The sequence below is a fragment of the Pseudomonas sp. MH9.2 genome, assembly GCF_034353875.1.
GTDB lineage: Bacteria > Pseudomonadota > Gammaproteobacteria > Pseudomonadales > Pseudomonadaceae > Aquipseudomonas.
On record NZ_CP133784.1, the window covers coordinates 2,005,627 to 2,018,910 of the forward strand.

At 56.3% G+C, this 13,284-nt stretch carries 15 protein-coding genes; 11 read left to right on the forward strand and 4 right to left on the reverse strand.

All coding sequences use genetic code 11. The annotated features are described in order from the left end of the window. Positions 1-3: 3 nt before the first annotated feature. Positions 4-1,122 carry a succinylglutamate desuccinylase/aspartoacylase family protein gene (locus RHM55_RS09395; RefSeq protein WP_322181391.1) on the forward strand — a complete coding sequence of 373 codons (1,119 nt, stop codon included), beginning with the start codon at positions 4-6 and terminating at the stop codon, positions 1,120-1,122. Between the two features lie 12 nt (positions 1,123-1,134). Beyond that, on the forward strand, positions 1,135-1,899 hold the full coding sequence (locus RHM55_RS09400) for an ABC transporter ATP-binding protein (RefSeq protein ID WP_322181393.1): 765 nt from the start codon (positions 1,135-1,137) through the stop codon (positions 1,897-1,899). Between the two features lie 72 nt (positions 1,900-1,971). On the opposite strand, the gene RHM55_RS09405 is transcribed toward RHM55_RS09400, so the two are convergent. Together RHM55_RS09405 and dcd are read right to left on the reverse strand one after the other, a co-directional pair. Next, positions 1,972-2,205: a hypothetical protein gene (locus RHM55_RS09405; protein ID WP_322181395.1), complete on the reverse strand. Its 234-nt coding sequence runs from the start codon at positions 2,203-2,205 to the stop codon at positions 1,972-1,974. A 108-nt stretch (positions 2,206-2,313) separates the two neighbouring features. Next, positions 2,314-2,880, reverse strand: coding sequence for a dCTP deaminase (gene dcd, locus RHM55_RS09410; RefSeq protein ID WP_219064163.1), 567 nt, complete (start codon positions 2,878-2,880; stop codon positions 2,314-2,316). A gap of 320 nt (positions 2,881-3,200) precedes the next feature. On the opposite strand from dcd, the gene RHM55_RS09415 reads away from it, so the two are divergent. Continuing rightward, complete coding sequence (locus tag RHM55_RS09415) at positions 3,201-3,410, forward strand: cold-shock protein (protein WP_014336857.1); 210 nt, start codon at positions 3,201-3,203, stop codon at positions 3,408-3,410. A gap of 124 nt (positions 3,411-3,534) precedes the next feature. Here the strand turns inward: RHM55_RS09415 and apbC are convergent, their stop codons facing one another. Beyond that, positions 3,535-4,629 (reverse strand): iron-sulfur cluster carrier protein ApbC, encoded by a 1,095-nt coding sequence (gene apbC, locus RHM55_RS09420; protein ID WP_219064164.1) that lies wholly within the window; start codon positions 4,627-4,629, stop codon positions 3,535-3,537. Between the two features lie 187 nt (positions 4,630-4,816). Here apbC and metG point away from each other — a divergent pair, with 187 nt between their 5' ends. From metG to RHM55_RS09460, 8 genes are all read left to right on the forward strand, one after another. Further along, positions 4,817-6,859 (forward strand): methionine--tRNA ligase, encoded by a 2,043-nt coding sequence (metG, locus tag RHM55_RS09425; protein ID WP_322181398.1) that lies wholly within the window; start codon positions 4,817-4,819, stop codon positions 6,857-6,859. Positions 6,860-6,987: 128 nt separating this feature from the next. Next, entirely contained in the window at positions 6,988-7,575 is a 588-nt protein-coding gene (locus RHM55_RS09430) for an Rnf-Nqr domain containing protein (protein ID WP_322181400.1), read from the forward strand. Continuing rightward, positions 7,572-8,438: an electron transport complex subunit RsxB gene (rsxB, locus tag RHM55_RS09435; protein ID WP_322181403.1), complete on the forward strand. Its 867-nt coding sequence runs from the start codon at positions 7,572-7,574 to the stop codon at positions 8,436-8,438. The genes RHM55_RS09430 and rsxB overlap by 4 nt, the downstream gene beginning before the upstream one ends. Then, the gene (locus tag RHM55_RS09440) at positions 8,425-9,450 is read left to right on the forward strand and encodes an RnfABCDGE type electron transport complex subunit D (RefSeq protein ID WP_322181405.1); all 1,026 of its coding nucleotides are present in this window, start codon (positions 8,425-8,427) and stop codon (positions 9,448-9,450) included. Before rsxB ends, RHM55_RS09440 begins: the two co-directional genes overlap by 14 nt. Continuing rightward, positions 9,443-10,066 carry an RnfABCDGE type electron transport complex subunit G gene (locus RHM55_RS09445; protein WP_322181407.1) on the forward strand — a complete coding sequence of 208 codons (624 nt, stop codon included), beginning with the start codon at positions 9,443-9,445 and terminating at the stop codon, positions 10,064-10,066. Before RHM55_RS09440 ends, RHM55_RS09445 begins: the two co-directional genes overlap by 8 nt. Then, complete coding sequence (locus tag RHM55_RS09450; protein WP_322181409.1) at positions 10,063-10,728, forward strand: Rnf-Nqr domain containing protein; 666 nt, start codon at positions 10,063-10,065, stop codon at positions 10,726-10,728. The genes RHM55_RS09445 and RHM55_RS09450 overlap by 4 nt, the downstream gene beginning before the upstream one ends. Next, positions 10,725-11,363, forward strand: a complete 639-nt coding sequence (gene nth, locus RHM55_RS09455) for an endonuclease III (RefSeq protein WP_322181411.1) — start codon at positions 10,725-10,727, stop codon at positions 11,361-11,363. Before RHM55_RS09450 ends, nth begins: the two co-directional genes overlap by 4 nt. A gap of 105 nt (positions 11,364-11,468) precedes the next feature. Next, entirely contained in the window at positions 11,469-11,651 is a 183-nt protein-coding gene (locus RHM55_RS09460; RefSeq protein ID WP_322181413.1) for a PA3496 family putative envelope integrity protein, read from the forward strand. A gap of 179 nt (positions 11,652-11,830) precedes the next feature. On the opposite strand, the gene RHM55_RS09465 is transcribed toward RHM55_RS09460, so the two are convergent. Then, positions 11,831-12,457, reverse strand: a complete 627-nt coding sequence (locus tag RHM55_RS09465; RefSeq protein ID WP_322181415.1) for a response regulator transcription factor — start codon at positions 12,455-12,457, stop codon at positions 11,831-11,833. Positions 12,458-13,284 lie beyond the last annotated feature (827 nt).

Genomic DNA, 13,284 nt, shown 5'->3' on the forward strand with positions numbered 1-13,284 from the left:
TACATGCGCCATCACACGCACAATCTGCTCGCCCCGCTACCAGGGACCGCGCGGCAGATCCACAGTTTTCATTACGGCCCGGAAAACACTGGCCGCAAGGTTTATATCCAGGCGTCCCTGCATGCGGACGAATTGCCCGGCATGCTGGTGGCCTGGTACCTGAAGCAGCGCCTGGCCGAGCTGGAAAGCGCCGACCTGCTGTTGGGCGAAATTGTTGTCGTCCCGGTCGCCAACCCCATCGGCCTGGAACAAGTGCTGATGGATATCCCGCTGGGTCGCTACGAACTGGAGAGTGGGCAGAACTTCAATCGCCTGTTTGTCGATTTGAGTCTGCAGGTAGGTGACGATGTCGAAGCGCGGCTCAACGATGACCCGCAGCACAACCGTGAACTGATCCGCAGCAGCCTGCGCGCGGCGCTGTCTGCTCAGATCGTCGATACGCAGTTGCAATCGCAACGGCTGACCCTGCAACGCCTGGCTTGCGATGCCGACATGGTGCTGGACCTGCATTGTGATTTCGAAGCGGTGGAGCACCTTTACACCACTCCCGAGGCCTGGCCTCGAGTCGAGGCACTGTCACGCTACCTGGGCGCTCAGGCTAGCCTGTTGGCCACCGACTCCGGCGGGCAATCGTTCGATGAATGCTTCACCCTGCTTTGGTGGCAGTTGCAACAGCGCTTCGGCGCACGCTTTGCAGTTCCCATGGGCAGTATTTCGGTGACCCTGGAATTACGCGGCCAAGGCGACGTTAATCACGCCTTGGCCAGTCGCGACTGTCAGGCACTGATCAACTACTTGACGCTGTATGGCGTGATCGCCGGAGATCCGGCGCCCCAGCCAGAGCTGTTGTACCCGGCAACACCGCTGGCCGGTGTCGAGCCGGTCGCAACGCCGGTCGGCGGCCTACTGGTGTTCTGCGCCCAACCCGGTGAGTTTCTGGAAGCCGGGCAAAAAATCGCTGAAATCATCGATCCGATCAGTGATCGGATAACGCCAATCCACACTCTCAATTCCGGCTTGTTGTATGCCCGCTCCTTGCGGCGCATGGCGACCGCTGGCATGGTCATCGCTCACGTCGCAGGCACCGAAGCCTACCGTAGCGGTTACCTGCTTTCTCCTTAAGGACTGCACGGCATGTACAAACTGACGATCGATGGCCTGCACAAGTGCTATGGCGACAACGAAGTGCTAAAAGGCGTATCGCTCAAAGCAAGCACGGGCGACGTGATCAGCCTGATCGGTGCCAGCGGCTCGGGTAAAAGTACCTTTTTGCGCTGCATCAACTTTCTGGAAACACCCAATAGCGGCACCATGACCCTGGACGGCCAGCCCGTGCGCATGGTCAGCGACAAGCATGGTATGCACGTCGCAGACCCCGCCGAACTGCAGCGCATCCGTACTCGCCTGGCAATGGTGTTCCAGCATTTCAATCTATGGAGCCACATGACCGTGCTGGAAAACGTCAGCATGGCCCCGCGCCGTGTGCTGGGTGTTTCCAAACGCGAAGCCGAAGACCGGGCGCGCAAGTATCTGGACAAAGTCGGCCTGCCGACACGCGTTGCCGAGCAATACCCGGCGTTCCTCTCCGGCGGCCAACAACAACGCGTGGCGATTGCCCGTGCGCTGGCGATGGAGCCGGAAGTGATGCTGTTCGACGAACCCACCTCGGCACTGGACCCGGAGCTGGTCGGCGAAGTACTTAAAGTGATTCAAGGCCTGGCTGAAGAAGGCCGTACCATGATCATGGTTACCCACGAAATGAGTTTTGCCCGCAAAGTCTCGAATCAGGTGATGTTCCTGCACCAGGGCCTGGTCGAAGAGCAAGGGCATCCTGACGACGTACTGGGCAACCCGCAAAGCGATCGGCTGCGGCAGTTTTTGAGCGGGAATTTGAAATAGCGGGAAAGGCTTTTCACGCAGCAACGCGAACCGAAGACACACGCCACTCATCACGCTCCAGCCTTGGTGCATTCAAACGACGGGCTTGGGTGGCGCCTCATCAGGAAGGGTTGGCACGCCTGGCTCAGTGGGATCTGTGGGTTCGTCGGGCTGTTCGTTCGGGGAATCGGGGTCGGGCTGCCCCGGAATGCCGCCGACCCTGTTGATGTTGATCTGGGGATAAGCGAGCAACGACCACGCCAGAAGGCCCACATGATTGTGGTCGCTGACTCTTGCGGGGGCGATGCGTTTCGAACTTGACGTCATAGGGCACTCCTGAGTGTTGACTCCCCTCGCTCGGCGCGAGAGGGAACAGTCCTGACAATAGAGTGCCTGAATGGGCACTAATTCCCTGGGCGCCCGATCAACGGCAAATCAAGTGCGCGGCAATGTCACGCCGCGTTGACCCTGATACTTGCCGCCACGGTCTTTATAAGAAATTTCACACTCTTCGTCGGATTCCAGAAACAGCATCTGGGCCACGCCTTCATTAGCGTAGATTTTCGCCGGCAAGGTGGTGGTGTTGGAGAACTCCAGCGTCACATGGCCTTCCCACTCGGGCTCGAGTGGCGTCACGTTAACGATAATTCCGCAACGTGCATAAGTACTTTTGCCCAGACAGATGGTCAGCACATTACGCGGAATGCGGAAATATTCGACCGTGCGTGCCAAGGCAAACGAGTTTGGCGGAATGATGCAGACATCACTTGTCACGTCGACGAAGCTCTTTTCATCGAAATTTTTCGGGTCCACCGTCGCCGAGTTGATGTTGGTAAATACCTTGAATTCAGCGGCACACCGCACATCGTAACCGTAGCTCGACACACCGTAGGAGATCAGCCGGTTAGCGCCTTCACCGCGAACCTGGCGCTCTACAAAGGGCTCGATCATCCCGTGCTCTAGCGCCATGCGGCGAATCCACTTGTCCGATTTGATGCTCATGGCGGTGTCCTGAATAGCGAGGTGGAAAAAGATGTCTGGCATCTTACCGGGCCGGGCCTTCGGGTTCAAAGACTCTAGAGGTCACGGCCATCGATCCAAACCCGTGTTTAAGCATGAATGAAAATAATCCTGAACAAGGCATTGGCACTTCTCGAAAAACCAGTTAAGGTGACGTCACTGTGTTGCTTGTGTCACTGAGAATCTCTACACGATGTTGAATTTCGATCCAACCATCTCCAAGAATTTTTCCTGCTCTTTGCACTCAGTCTCGGCCAGGGTTCTTCCTGTGTCGCAGTTAACTTTGTCCAAGGAGATACACCATGTCTAATCGCCAAACTGGTACCGTTAAGTGGTTCAACGATGAAAAAGGCTTCGGCTTCATCACTCCACAATCCGGTGACGACTTGTTCGTTCACTTCAAAGCTATCCAATCTGACGGCTTCAAAAGCCTGAAAGAAGGCCAACAGGTTTCTTTCGTCGCTACCCGCGGCCAGAAAGGTATGCAAGCTGAAGAAGTTCAAGTTATCTAACTTGTACTGAATCGCTTAAAAAAAGCCTCGCCCTCAAAAGCGGGGCTTTTTTACGCCCGTAGAAAATGTAAATGCTTTACGGCGACAGCGTGAGCACCCAGCGGATGCCCACGGCAATACACAATCAGTCGTCGCTAATGGTGATGTTCGGCATCGCCTGCGCCTGAGCTTCCTGCAAGACGATTCTCGCGCCCACGTGACGGGCCAGTTCCTGATAGACCATGGCAATCGGGCTTTCTGGATCAGCGATTACCGTCGGTTTACCACCATCGGCCTGCTCGCGAATCACAATCGACAGCGGCAATGACGCCAGCAGCTCGACATCGTATTGCGCCGCGAGCTTCTCGCCACCACCCTCACCGAACAAATGCTCCGCGTGACCGCAATTGGAGCAGATGTGCACGGCCATGTTTTCCACAACACCCAACACCGGAATGTTGACCTTGCGGAACATTTCGACGCCTTTCTTGGCATCCAGCAATGCCAGATCCTGTGGAGTGGTGACAATCACCGCTCCGGCCACAGGGACTTTCTGCGCCAGCGTAAGCTGGATATCGCCCGTGCCGGGCGGCATATCGATGACCAGATAATCCAGATCATTCCACGCCGTTTGCGTAATCAGTTGCAGCAGCGCACCGGAAACCATCGGCCCGCGCCAGACCATCGGCGTGTTGTCATCGGTCAGGAACGCCATGGACATGACTTCAATACCGTGCGATTCGATGGGCACGAACCACTTCTGATCCTTGATCTTCGGCCGCGTGCCTTCGGGGATGCCGAACATCACACCCTGGCTCGGGCCATAGATATCCGCATCGAGAATACCGACCCGTGCACCTTCGCGAGACAACGCCAGCGCCAGGTTTGCGGCGGTAGTGGATTTGCCCACGCCGCCTTTACCAGAAGCGACCGCGACGATGTTCTTCACATTGGCCAGGCCCGGGATTTGCCCCTGAGCCTTGTGCGCGGTGATCACACTGCGCACCTCGACCTTGGCCGAGGACACACCCTCCATCCCCTCTATAGCCATTTGCAGCATTTGTGCCCAGCCATTCTTGAACAGGGCGGCGGCATAACCCAACTCAAGCTGAACGCTGACGCGATCGCCTTGAATATCAATGGCACGCACACAGCCCGCGCTGACAGGGTCCTGGTTCAAATAAGGGTCGGTATATTGGCGAAGCACGGCTTCCACCGCTGCGCGATTGACGGCGCTCATGGCTACTCCCGGTAAAAAGACTGAGTAAAACAGACGGCTATCCTACCCCTTCTGAAAGGTGCCGGCATGCTTTCACAGCATGCCGATATGTTGGCTGATCACGGGCAATGCTCGCCAACGGGGTGAAATATATCGTCCAGACCTTTATAGTGACCGACCTCCGTTTCACTTCAAATAGCCGAGCCCCATGTCCGAGCCACGCAAGATTCTCGTCACCAGCGCCCTGCCCTATGCCAATGGATCGATCCACCTTGGCCATATGCTTGAGTACATCCAGACCGATATGTGGGTGCGTTTCCAAAAGCATCGCGGCAATCAGTGCATCTATGTCTGCGCGGACGACGCTCATGGCTCGGCAATCATGCTGCGCGCTGAAAAAGAAGGGATTACCCCGGAACAGTTGATCGACAACGTCAAGGCTGAACACAGCGCCGACTTTGCCGACTTCCTGGTGGATTTCGATAATTTCCACTCGACCCACTCCGAAGAAAACCGTGAGCTGTCGAGCCTGATCTATACACGCCTGCGCGACGCCGGCCATATCGCTACCCGTTCGATTACCCAGTATTTCGACCCGGAAAAGCAGATGTTCCTGGCCGACCGGTTCATCAAGGGCACCTGCCCCAAATGCGGCACCGAAGATCAGTACGGCGATAACTGCGAAAAATGCGGCGCGACCTACGCCCCGACCGACCTGAAAGACCCTAAATCGGCGATTTCCGGGGCGACGCCAGTACTGAAAGAGTCCCAGCACTTCTTCTTCAAGCTGCCAGACTTCGATGCCATGCTCAAAAGCTGGACCCGCAGCGGCACATTGCAGGACGCCGTGGCGAACAAAATCGCCGAATGGCTGGATGCAGGCCTGCAACAGTGGGACATTTCACGCGATGCACCGTATTTCGGTTTCGAAATTCCAGGCGAGCCGGGCAAGTATTTCTACGTCTGGCTGGATGCGCCAATTGGTTATATGGCCAGTTTCAAGAACCTGTGCGCCCGTCGCCCCGATCTGGACTTCGATGCTTACTGGGCCAAAGATGCCAGCACCGAGCTGTACCACTTCATTGGCAAGGACATCATCAACTTCCACGCCTTGTTCTGGCCAGCCATGCTCGAAGGTGCAGGTTTCCGTAAGCCAAACGCAATCAACGTCCACGGTTACCTGACCGTCAACGGCCAGAAAATGTCGAAATCGCGCGGCACCTTTATAAAGGCCCGCACGTACCTGGACAATCTGTCACCGGAATACCTGCGTTATTACTATGCGGCCAAGCTCGGCCGGGGCGTCGACGACCTGGACCTGAACCTGGAAGACTTCGTGCAAAAGGTCAATTCCGACCTGATCGGCAAAGTGGTCAACATTGCCAGTCGTTGCGCCGGCTTCATCCATAAAGGCAATGCCGGCGTACTGGTCGCAGGCAATGCCGCGTCAGAATTGACCGACGCTTTCCTTGCCGCCGCACCCAGCATTGCCGACGCGTACGAAACGCGTGACTTTGCTCGCGCCATGCGCGAAATCATGGGCCTGGCCGACCGCGCCAACGCGTACATCGCAGAAAAAGCACCCTGGTCTCTGGCCAAGCAGGAAGGCAAGCAAGACGAAGTCCAGGCCGTTTGCGCGCTGGGCATCAACCTGTTCCGCCAACTAGTGATTTTCCTCAAGCCCGTCTTGCCGCTGCTGGCAGCCGACGCAGAGGCCTTCCTGAACGTCGCGCCGCTGACCTGGAACGACCACCAGACGCTCCTGAGCAATCATCAGCTCAATCCGTTCCAGGCGCTGATGACCCGAATCGACCCCGTAAAAGTGCAAGCCATGACCGACGCCTCGAAAGAAGACCTGACCGCCAGCCAAACTTCTGTTGCCCCGCAAGGTAATGGCGAACTGGTCAAAGAACCCTTGGCCGCCGAAATCGACTTCGGTGCATTCGAAGCAGTGGACCTTCGCGTGGCCCTGATCCTCAAGGCCGAACACGTTGAAGGCGCCGATAAGCTCCTGCGCCTGACCTTGGACATTGGCGACGAACAGCGTAATGTCTTTTCCGGAATCAAAAGCGCCTATCCGAATCCAGCCGAGCTGGAAGGTCGCCTGACCATGATGATTGCCAACCTCAAACCGCGCAAAATGCGCTTTGGCATCTCCGAAGGCATGGTGATGGCTGCGGGCCCTGGTGGCGAAGAAATCTACCTGCTCAGCCCCGACAGCGGCGCCAAGCCTGGTCAACGCATCAAGTAAGCCCGGCAAAAAGCCCGCGAACAGTGCTGTTCGTGGGCTTTTTTATGGAAGAAGTACGGCCTGCGTCCTTGCCGGGTACTATCTTTCTTAAAGGCTCCCTCGCCTGATCGCTCACTCCCGGCACGACCATGACCGACTTCATCCTCACCCTCATCAGCGCCGCATTGATCAACAATCTCGTATTGCAGTTGCCGCTGGGTGTCGACCCGCTACTCAAGGCCTCGCGCCCATCTGACTTCACCCGCTCGCAAGTACATGCATTGGGCATCGCAACTACGTGGATAATGTTTTCAAGCACACTCATCAGCTACCTGCTGTACCGCTATTTGCTGCTGCCGCTGGAGCTGACGTACCTGCGTTTGTTTATATTCCTGCCGGTAAGCGTACTGTTAATCACGCCCTGCATATCCATGTTGTCTCGGTTCTTGCCGCGATTGTCCTTCGACGGGCTGTGGCCACTACTGCTGGGTAACGCCGGGATTCTCGGGTTGGCGATGCTGAGCACACAGGCCGACAAGGGGATTTTCCTCACGCTGGCATTGAGCCTTGGGGCCGGACTGGGCTTCTGGTGGGTACTGAGTTTGTTTCATGATCTTCGTCAACGCATTCACATCCAGGATGTTCCACTGCCTTTTCGCGGCATGCCGATCGAACTGATCAGTGCCGGTTTGATGGGACTGGCCTTTCTCGGCTTCAGTGGGCTGGTCAAACCATGAACCTGATCCAACGTATCGATGCGCTGCTGCCGCAGACACAGTGTGGCAAATGTGGGCATCCCGGCTGCAAGCCCTACGCCGAAGGAATCGCCAGCGGCGAAGCGATCAATAAGTGCCCGCCCGGCGGCGACGAAACCATCGCAGCACTCGCCCGGCTACTGGAAGTCCCTGTCGTACAGTTGGACCTCGATCGCGGCCCCGCGCCAGCGCAGATCGCGTTCATCCGTGAAGCCGAGTGCATTGGCTGCACAAAATGCATTCAGGCCTGCCCGGTGGACGCCATCGTTGGCGCAGCAAAGCTAATGCACACCGTCATCATCGACGAGTGCACGGGTTGCGACCTGTGCGTGGCACCTTGCCCAGTGGATTGCATCGAAATGCACCCGTTGCCACTCAGCGTGATCCCGGTCGTTGGCGGTATGGCGTTTAGCAGCGAACTGCAACAAGCCCGCGCCAGCAAGCGCAACCATGCGCGCCGACGCTTCGAGCTGCGCAACGACCGGCTGCGTCGTGAAGAAGAGCATAAGCAGGCCGAACGGCTGGCCCGCTCCCAACGCCCCGTTCAAACACCCGTAACCACAGCAACGCCTGCACTCAACCCCGTACAGGCCGCCATCGAGCGCATCCGTGCGCAAAAAGCTGCGGCCGATGACCAGGCCCTGAAAAAAGCCAAAATAGCCTTGGCTATGAGCCGGGCGCAGTTGAACAAGTCGCTCAAGGCTTTTGGCCATCCGCCCACCGCCGAACAGCAAGCGCAACTGGTCGTGCTACAGCGCGAATTCGAAGCCGCCGAACACACCTTGATCACGCTCGAAGCAAACGCTCAGACGCAACCCAAGGTCGACACTCATGCCACCGCCTGAAGCAGCCGCCAGCCCGACCGAACAGGTCAGCGAGCGCCTGCAAAAGACCATGAGCCTGGTGTTACTGGCCACGGTGCCCGGCGCTCTGGTGCTTTTGTGGTTTTATGGATGGGGCGTTTTGATCAATTGGCTACTGGCGGCCAGCATGGCTCTGGCAGCCGAGGCCTTGGTGCTCACGCTGCGTCAACAGCCGCTCAGGCCCTCGCTGAGCGACGGTAGCGCACTGGTCAGTGCAACGTTGCTGGCATTCGCCTTGCCGCCGTATTCACCGTGGTGGCTGACACTGCTGGCCAGCGGCTTTGCACTGCTGTGTGGCAAGCACCTGTTCGGCGGAGTAGGAAAAAACCCGTTCAACCCGGCCATGCTTGGGTATGCCTTGGTGCTGGTGTCGTTTCCGCAACAGATGAACCACTGGCCGGCGCCTCACAGCCTGAACCTGATGGGCGGTCTGCAACAGATTTTCGGTTTCAACCTCGGCTCGACGACGCCACCCGATGCCTGGGCTCAAGCCACTGCGCTGGACGCCTTGCGGATCAATAAAAGTCTGACCGTCGACGAGCTGTTCGCAGGCAACCCGTCGTTCGGCCGGTTCGGAGGCAGAGGTGCCGAGTGGCTGAACCTGGCATTCCTGGCGGGCGGTGCATTCCTGCTCAAACAGCGGGTAATCAGCTGGCATGCGCCAGTGGGAATGCTTGGTAGCCTGTTTATCATCAGCCTGCTCTGCTGGAACGGTTCCGGGTCGGATTCCCACGGCTCGCCGCTGTTCCACTTGTTGACCGGTGCAAGCATGCTAGGCGCGTTTTTTATCGCGACAGAACCGGTGTCCGGCCCCAAAAGCCCACGCGCACGCCTATTGTTTGGGGCTGGAGTGGGCGTGATCACCTACCTTATTCGCACCTGGGGCGCCTACCCTGACGGGGTCGCTTTCGCGGTGCTGCTGATGAACCTTACCGTGCCTGCGCTGGAGCGAATGCGGCCTTCCGAAGAAAACCCGGAACCGCGTCATGAATAAACCCTCCAGAGCACTCAGCGTGCTGATCATTACCCTCATCGCCTGTGTCGGCGCGGGCCTGACGATCACTCTGCAACACGGCACAAGCGCGCGAATCATCGCTGCGCGCGAAGCGGCTCAGGCACAAGCGTTTCTATCGATTCTGCCACCAGACAGTTTCGACAATCACCCCTTGCAGCATCCTTTGACCTTGCCTGAGCAAACGCCTGCAACCCAGACAGTCATCGCCGCATATCTTGCAACGCTCGCCGATCAACCTAGCGCGATCCTTTTCCACAGCCGGACGCAGGGCTACTCCGGGACCATCGAGCTGCTGATTGGTGTTTCGACCACAGGCAAATTGATTGGGGTAAAAGCTCTCAAGCAAAACGAAACACCCGGTCTCGGTGCCCGTATCGCTACTGAACCGGGCTGGCTGGCAAGTTTTATCGGCAAATCAATGAGTGAGCCAGCAGAGTCAGGCTGGGCGCTGAAAAAAGACAACGGACAGTTTGATCAGATCGCGGGGGCGACGATTACCTCTCGAGCGACTGTCAGTGCGATCCACGAAACACTGCAATTCTTCGATGCCTATCGAGCGCAACTCCTGTCGCCATCCACAGGTAACCCGCCATGAGCGAGCGAGCGCAACATAACAATGATTTCAGCCCCCTTCTTGGCCCACTGAGCCTGACACCACTCCTGGGGATCACTGATTCACTCGTACGGGCCATGGGACTCTTGTTGGTCCTATGGATCGTCGGCGGCCTGCACAATGTGTTGGTCCGGTGGATGCGCCCGCTGTTAAACCCCGGCTCGCACCTGCTCGCCAGCACACTGGTGGCCGCCGCACTGGTCAGTTGCGCTGAACTGGTGTTGCAGGCTCAAGCGCTGGCGCTCTATCAGGGGCTGGGGATCTACCTGGCATTAATCGGCACTCATTGCGTGCTGAGCGAATACACCGGCGAAGCGACTGACGACCGGCCTCGGAATTATCCCAAGCCGATCGTTCTGTTCAGCGTATTGATGCTGAGTCTCGGGCTGCTGCGCGAGTTACTAGGCAACGGCACCCTACTCAGCCATGCCCAGTGGCTGTTCGGCGCAAGCGCGGCATACTGGGAAGTGAGTATATTTTCAGGGGGGCTGCACCTTGCCCTCCTGACGCCTGGAGGGTTTATCTTGCTAGGACTGCTCCTGGCTGCGAGAAACGTCTGGGCAAGCCGCTCAAGCCCAATTCGAACGCCTGATGCCAAGAACATCGACCGACTCTCCGCCTCCAAGGAAACGCTTCAGCCATGAATGCCGCAAAACGCCTGGAAATTTTCCGTCGCCTGCGCGAAGACAATCCGGAACCTAAAACCGAATTGGCCTACAGCTCACCGTTCGAACTGCTGATCTCGGTGATTCTTTCGGCTCAAGCGACAGACGTCGGAGTGAACAAAGCAACCGCACGCCTGTATCCGGTGGCCAATACCCCGCAAGCGATTTACGACCTGGGCGTGACAGGGTTGTCCGAGTACATAAAAACCATTGGTCTCTACAACAGCAAAGCAAAAAACGTCATCGAGACCTGCAGGATGCTGATCGAACTGCACGGTGGCCAGGTACCGCAGACCCGCGAAGCGCTAGAGGCCTTGCCGGGCGTCGGACGCAAAACCGCCAACGTTGTTCTCAACACGGCCTTTCGCCAACTGACCATGGCGGTCGACACCCATATTTTCCGCGTGAGCAATCGCACAGGCATCGCCCCCGGCAAGAATGTGGTCGAGGTGGAAAAGCAACTGATGAAGTTTATTCCGAAGGATTACCTGCTCGATGCTCATCACTGGCTCATCCTGCATGGCCGTTATGTTTGCCAGGCCCGAAAGCCCCGTTGTGGCAGCTGCAGGATCGAAGACCTCTGTGAATACAAGGACAAGACGTCTGACGATTGAGCGATAGAGGTTCCAGGGGGCAATCGATTGAAAAAATCTTTTTTACCCGGTCATGAATTGTCGCTATAAGGTGCGCCAATGACAGCCTAAGCCTGGAGTCACTTTATGAGCACTGGCAAAGAGCAATTGGACACAGAAGACGACTTCGCTACGGTCGAAGCGGATGAGGACGAGCAGGCGCCTGTGGAACAGGCAAAGACCAATTTGAGCAAACGCCGAACCATCGACAACCTTCTGGAAGAGCGGCGCTTGCAGAAGCAACTGGCTGAGTACGACTTCGACCTTTAAAGCATCGAACCTACCCGACCTCAATGCCTGGCGGTCTTTGATTGTAAAGGGTTTTCCCGTATAAAGCCTCTCACTCGCGAGAGGCTTTAGCGATGATCGGTTATCAATATACGACCACGGCAAAGCCTGCTCTCTCTTTCCCGTATTCCTGCTATCCCCGAGCACGGCGAAACGATGTCTCAGACCAGCCCATTGCGCTGAGCGAGTTCAATCAAATCAACCAAAGAACGGGCGTTAAGCTTGAGTAACAGGCGCGTCTTGTAAGTACTGACAGTTTTATTGCTCAAAAACATCCCGTCAGCAATTTCTTTGTTGGTTTTACCGCGAGCCAGCTGCTGCAACACCATCATCTCTCGGCCAGACAGCCGATCGACCATATCTGCCTCACTGGCATTACCCAGGCTTGAGCGCACGGAATGAAGTGCCTGGTTGGGGAAATAACTGTAGCCCGACAACACCGCCTTAATCGCGCTTAGCAACTCAGTGAGATCTTGTTGTTTACAGACATAGCCGGCAGCACCGGCTTGCATGCAGCGCATGGAAAAATGCCCCGGAGCTTGAGAGGTCAGAATCAGCACCTTGAAAGGCAACGTCATCGCTGTCAGACGGGCGATTACCTCCAGCCCGTCCAGCTTCGGGATACCTATGTCAAGAATAACGATGTCGGGCAAATGCTCTCGAGCCAGCTGCAAGGCGTCCACGCCATTATCCGTTTCCGCGATGACCTCATAGCCATGGCGCTCCATTAGCATGCGTACAGCAAGGCGAATGACGGGGTGATCATCCACGATCAGCACTTTATTCATGGGTAAGTCCAATTTTCGCTGTTCGATTTTTTAGAGTCAGCACAATAGCCTAGTCGTTTAGTGCTTTGCATAGCGCCCCCCCCGAGGACCAACAGCCAGAGACCATTCCTACATATACGACAGATACGCCCTACAAAAGACGCCATGCGTGATGTACTTTTTGATCCTTTTGACAATCGGCAACCCTCGGCGGCGGATGAACTGGTTTCAGTTTTGTTTGCTGATCTCCAGCATCGTGGTTCACGTAATAGAGTTATCAACGTTTGGTCAAGCACAGATCCGACACCTCGATAACTAGTCAATCGAGATTTGGCATTTTCAGTGCTCACTCGGGATCCTGCGAAGCACAAATATAGCCATAAGCCACATTTACCAACGTTTTCAACCCTTACTCCGCGGTGCCTGAAACTGGTTTTTTACAGAGTGTCAGTGAACCATGAACGCACTGATGAACGCACGTGTCGACCCTCTGTCTATTCAGAGATGTGTCGGATTGTCAGACACAATACAGAACACCCGTCATAAATTATTACCTATTATATTGCGGATGTCTCAGCAAAATTTACAAATGTTGAATTTAAAATCCACGTATTTGCACAGCTTTTTTATTATTCTCATCCACTTTAGGAAAAAAGCTACACGACACTCAGAAAAGTCCTAAAGCTCACGCCCTCATTCAACCCGACACCAACAGAAATACTTAATCCAACCGAACTGAATAGATAGCCCGCATCACCGATGCAGGCCATTTGCGTTACCACCTTAAAAGTTTATATAACAAACACGGCACGGTTACGGAGTGCAGACCTGAAGAAAGTCATCGACCT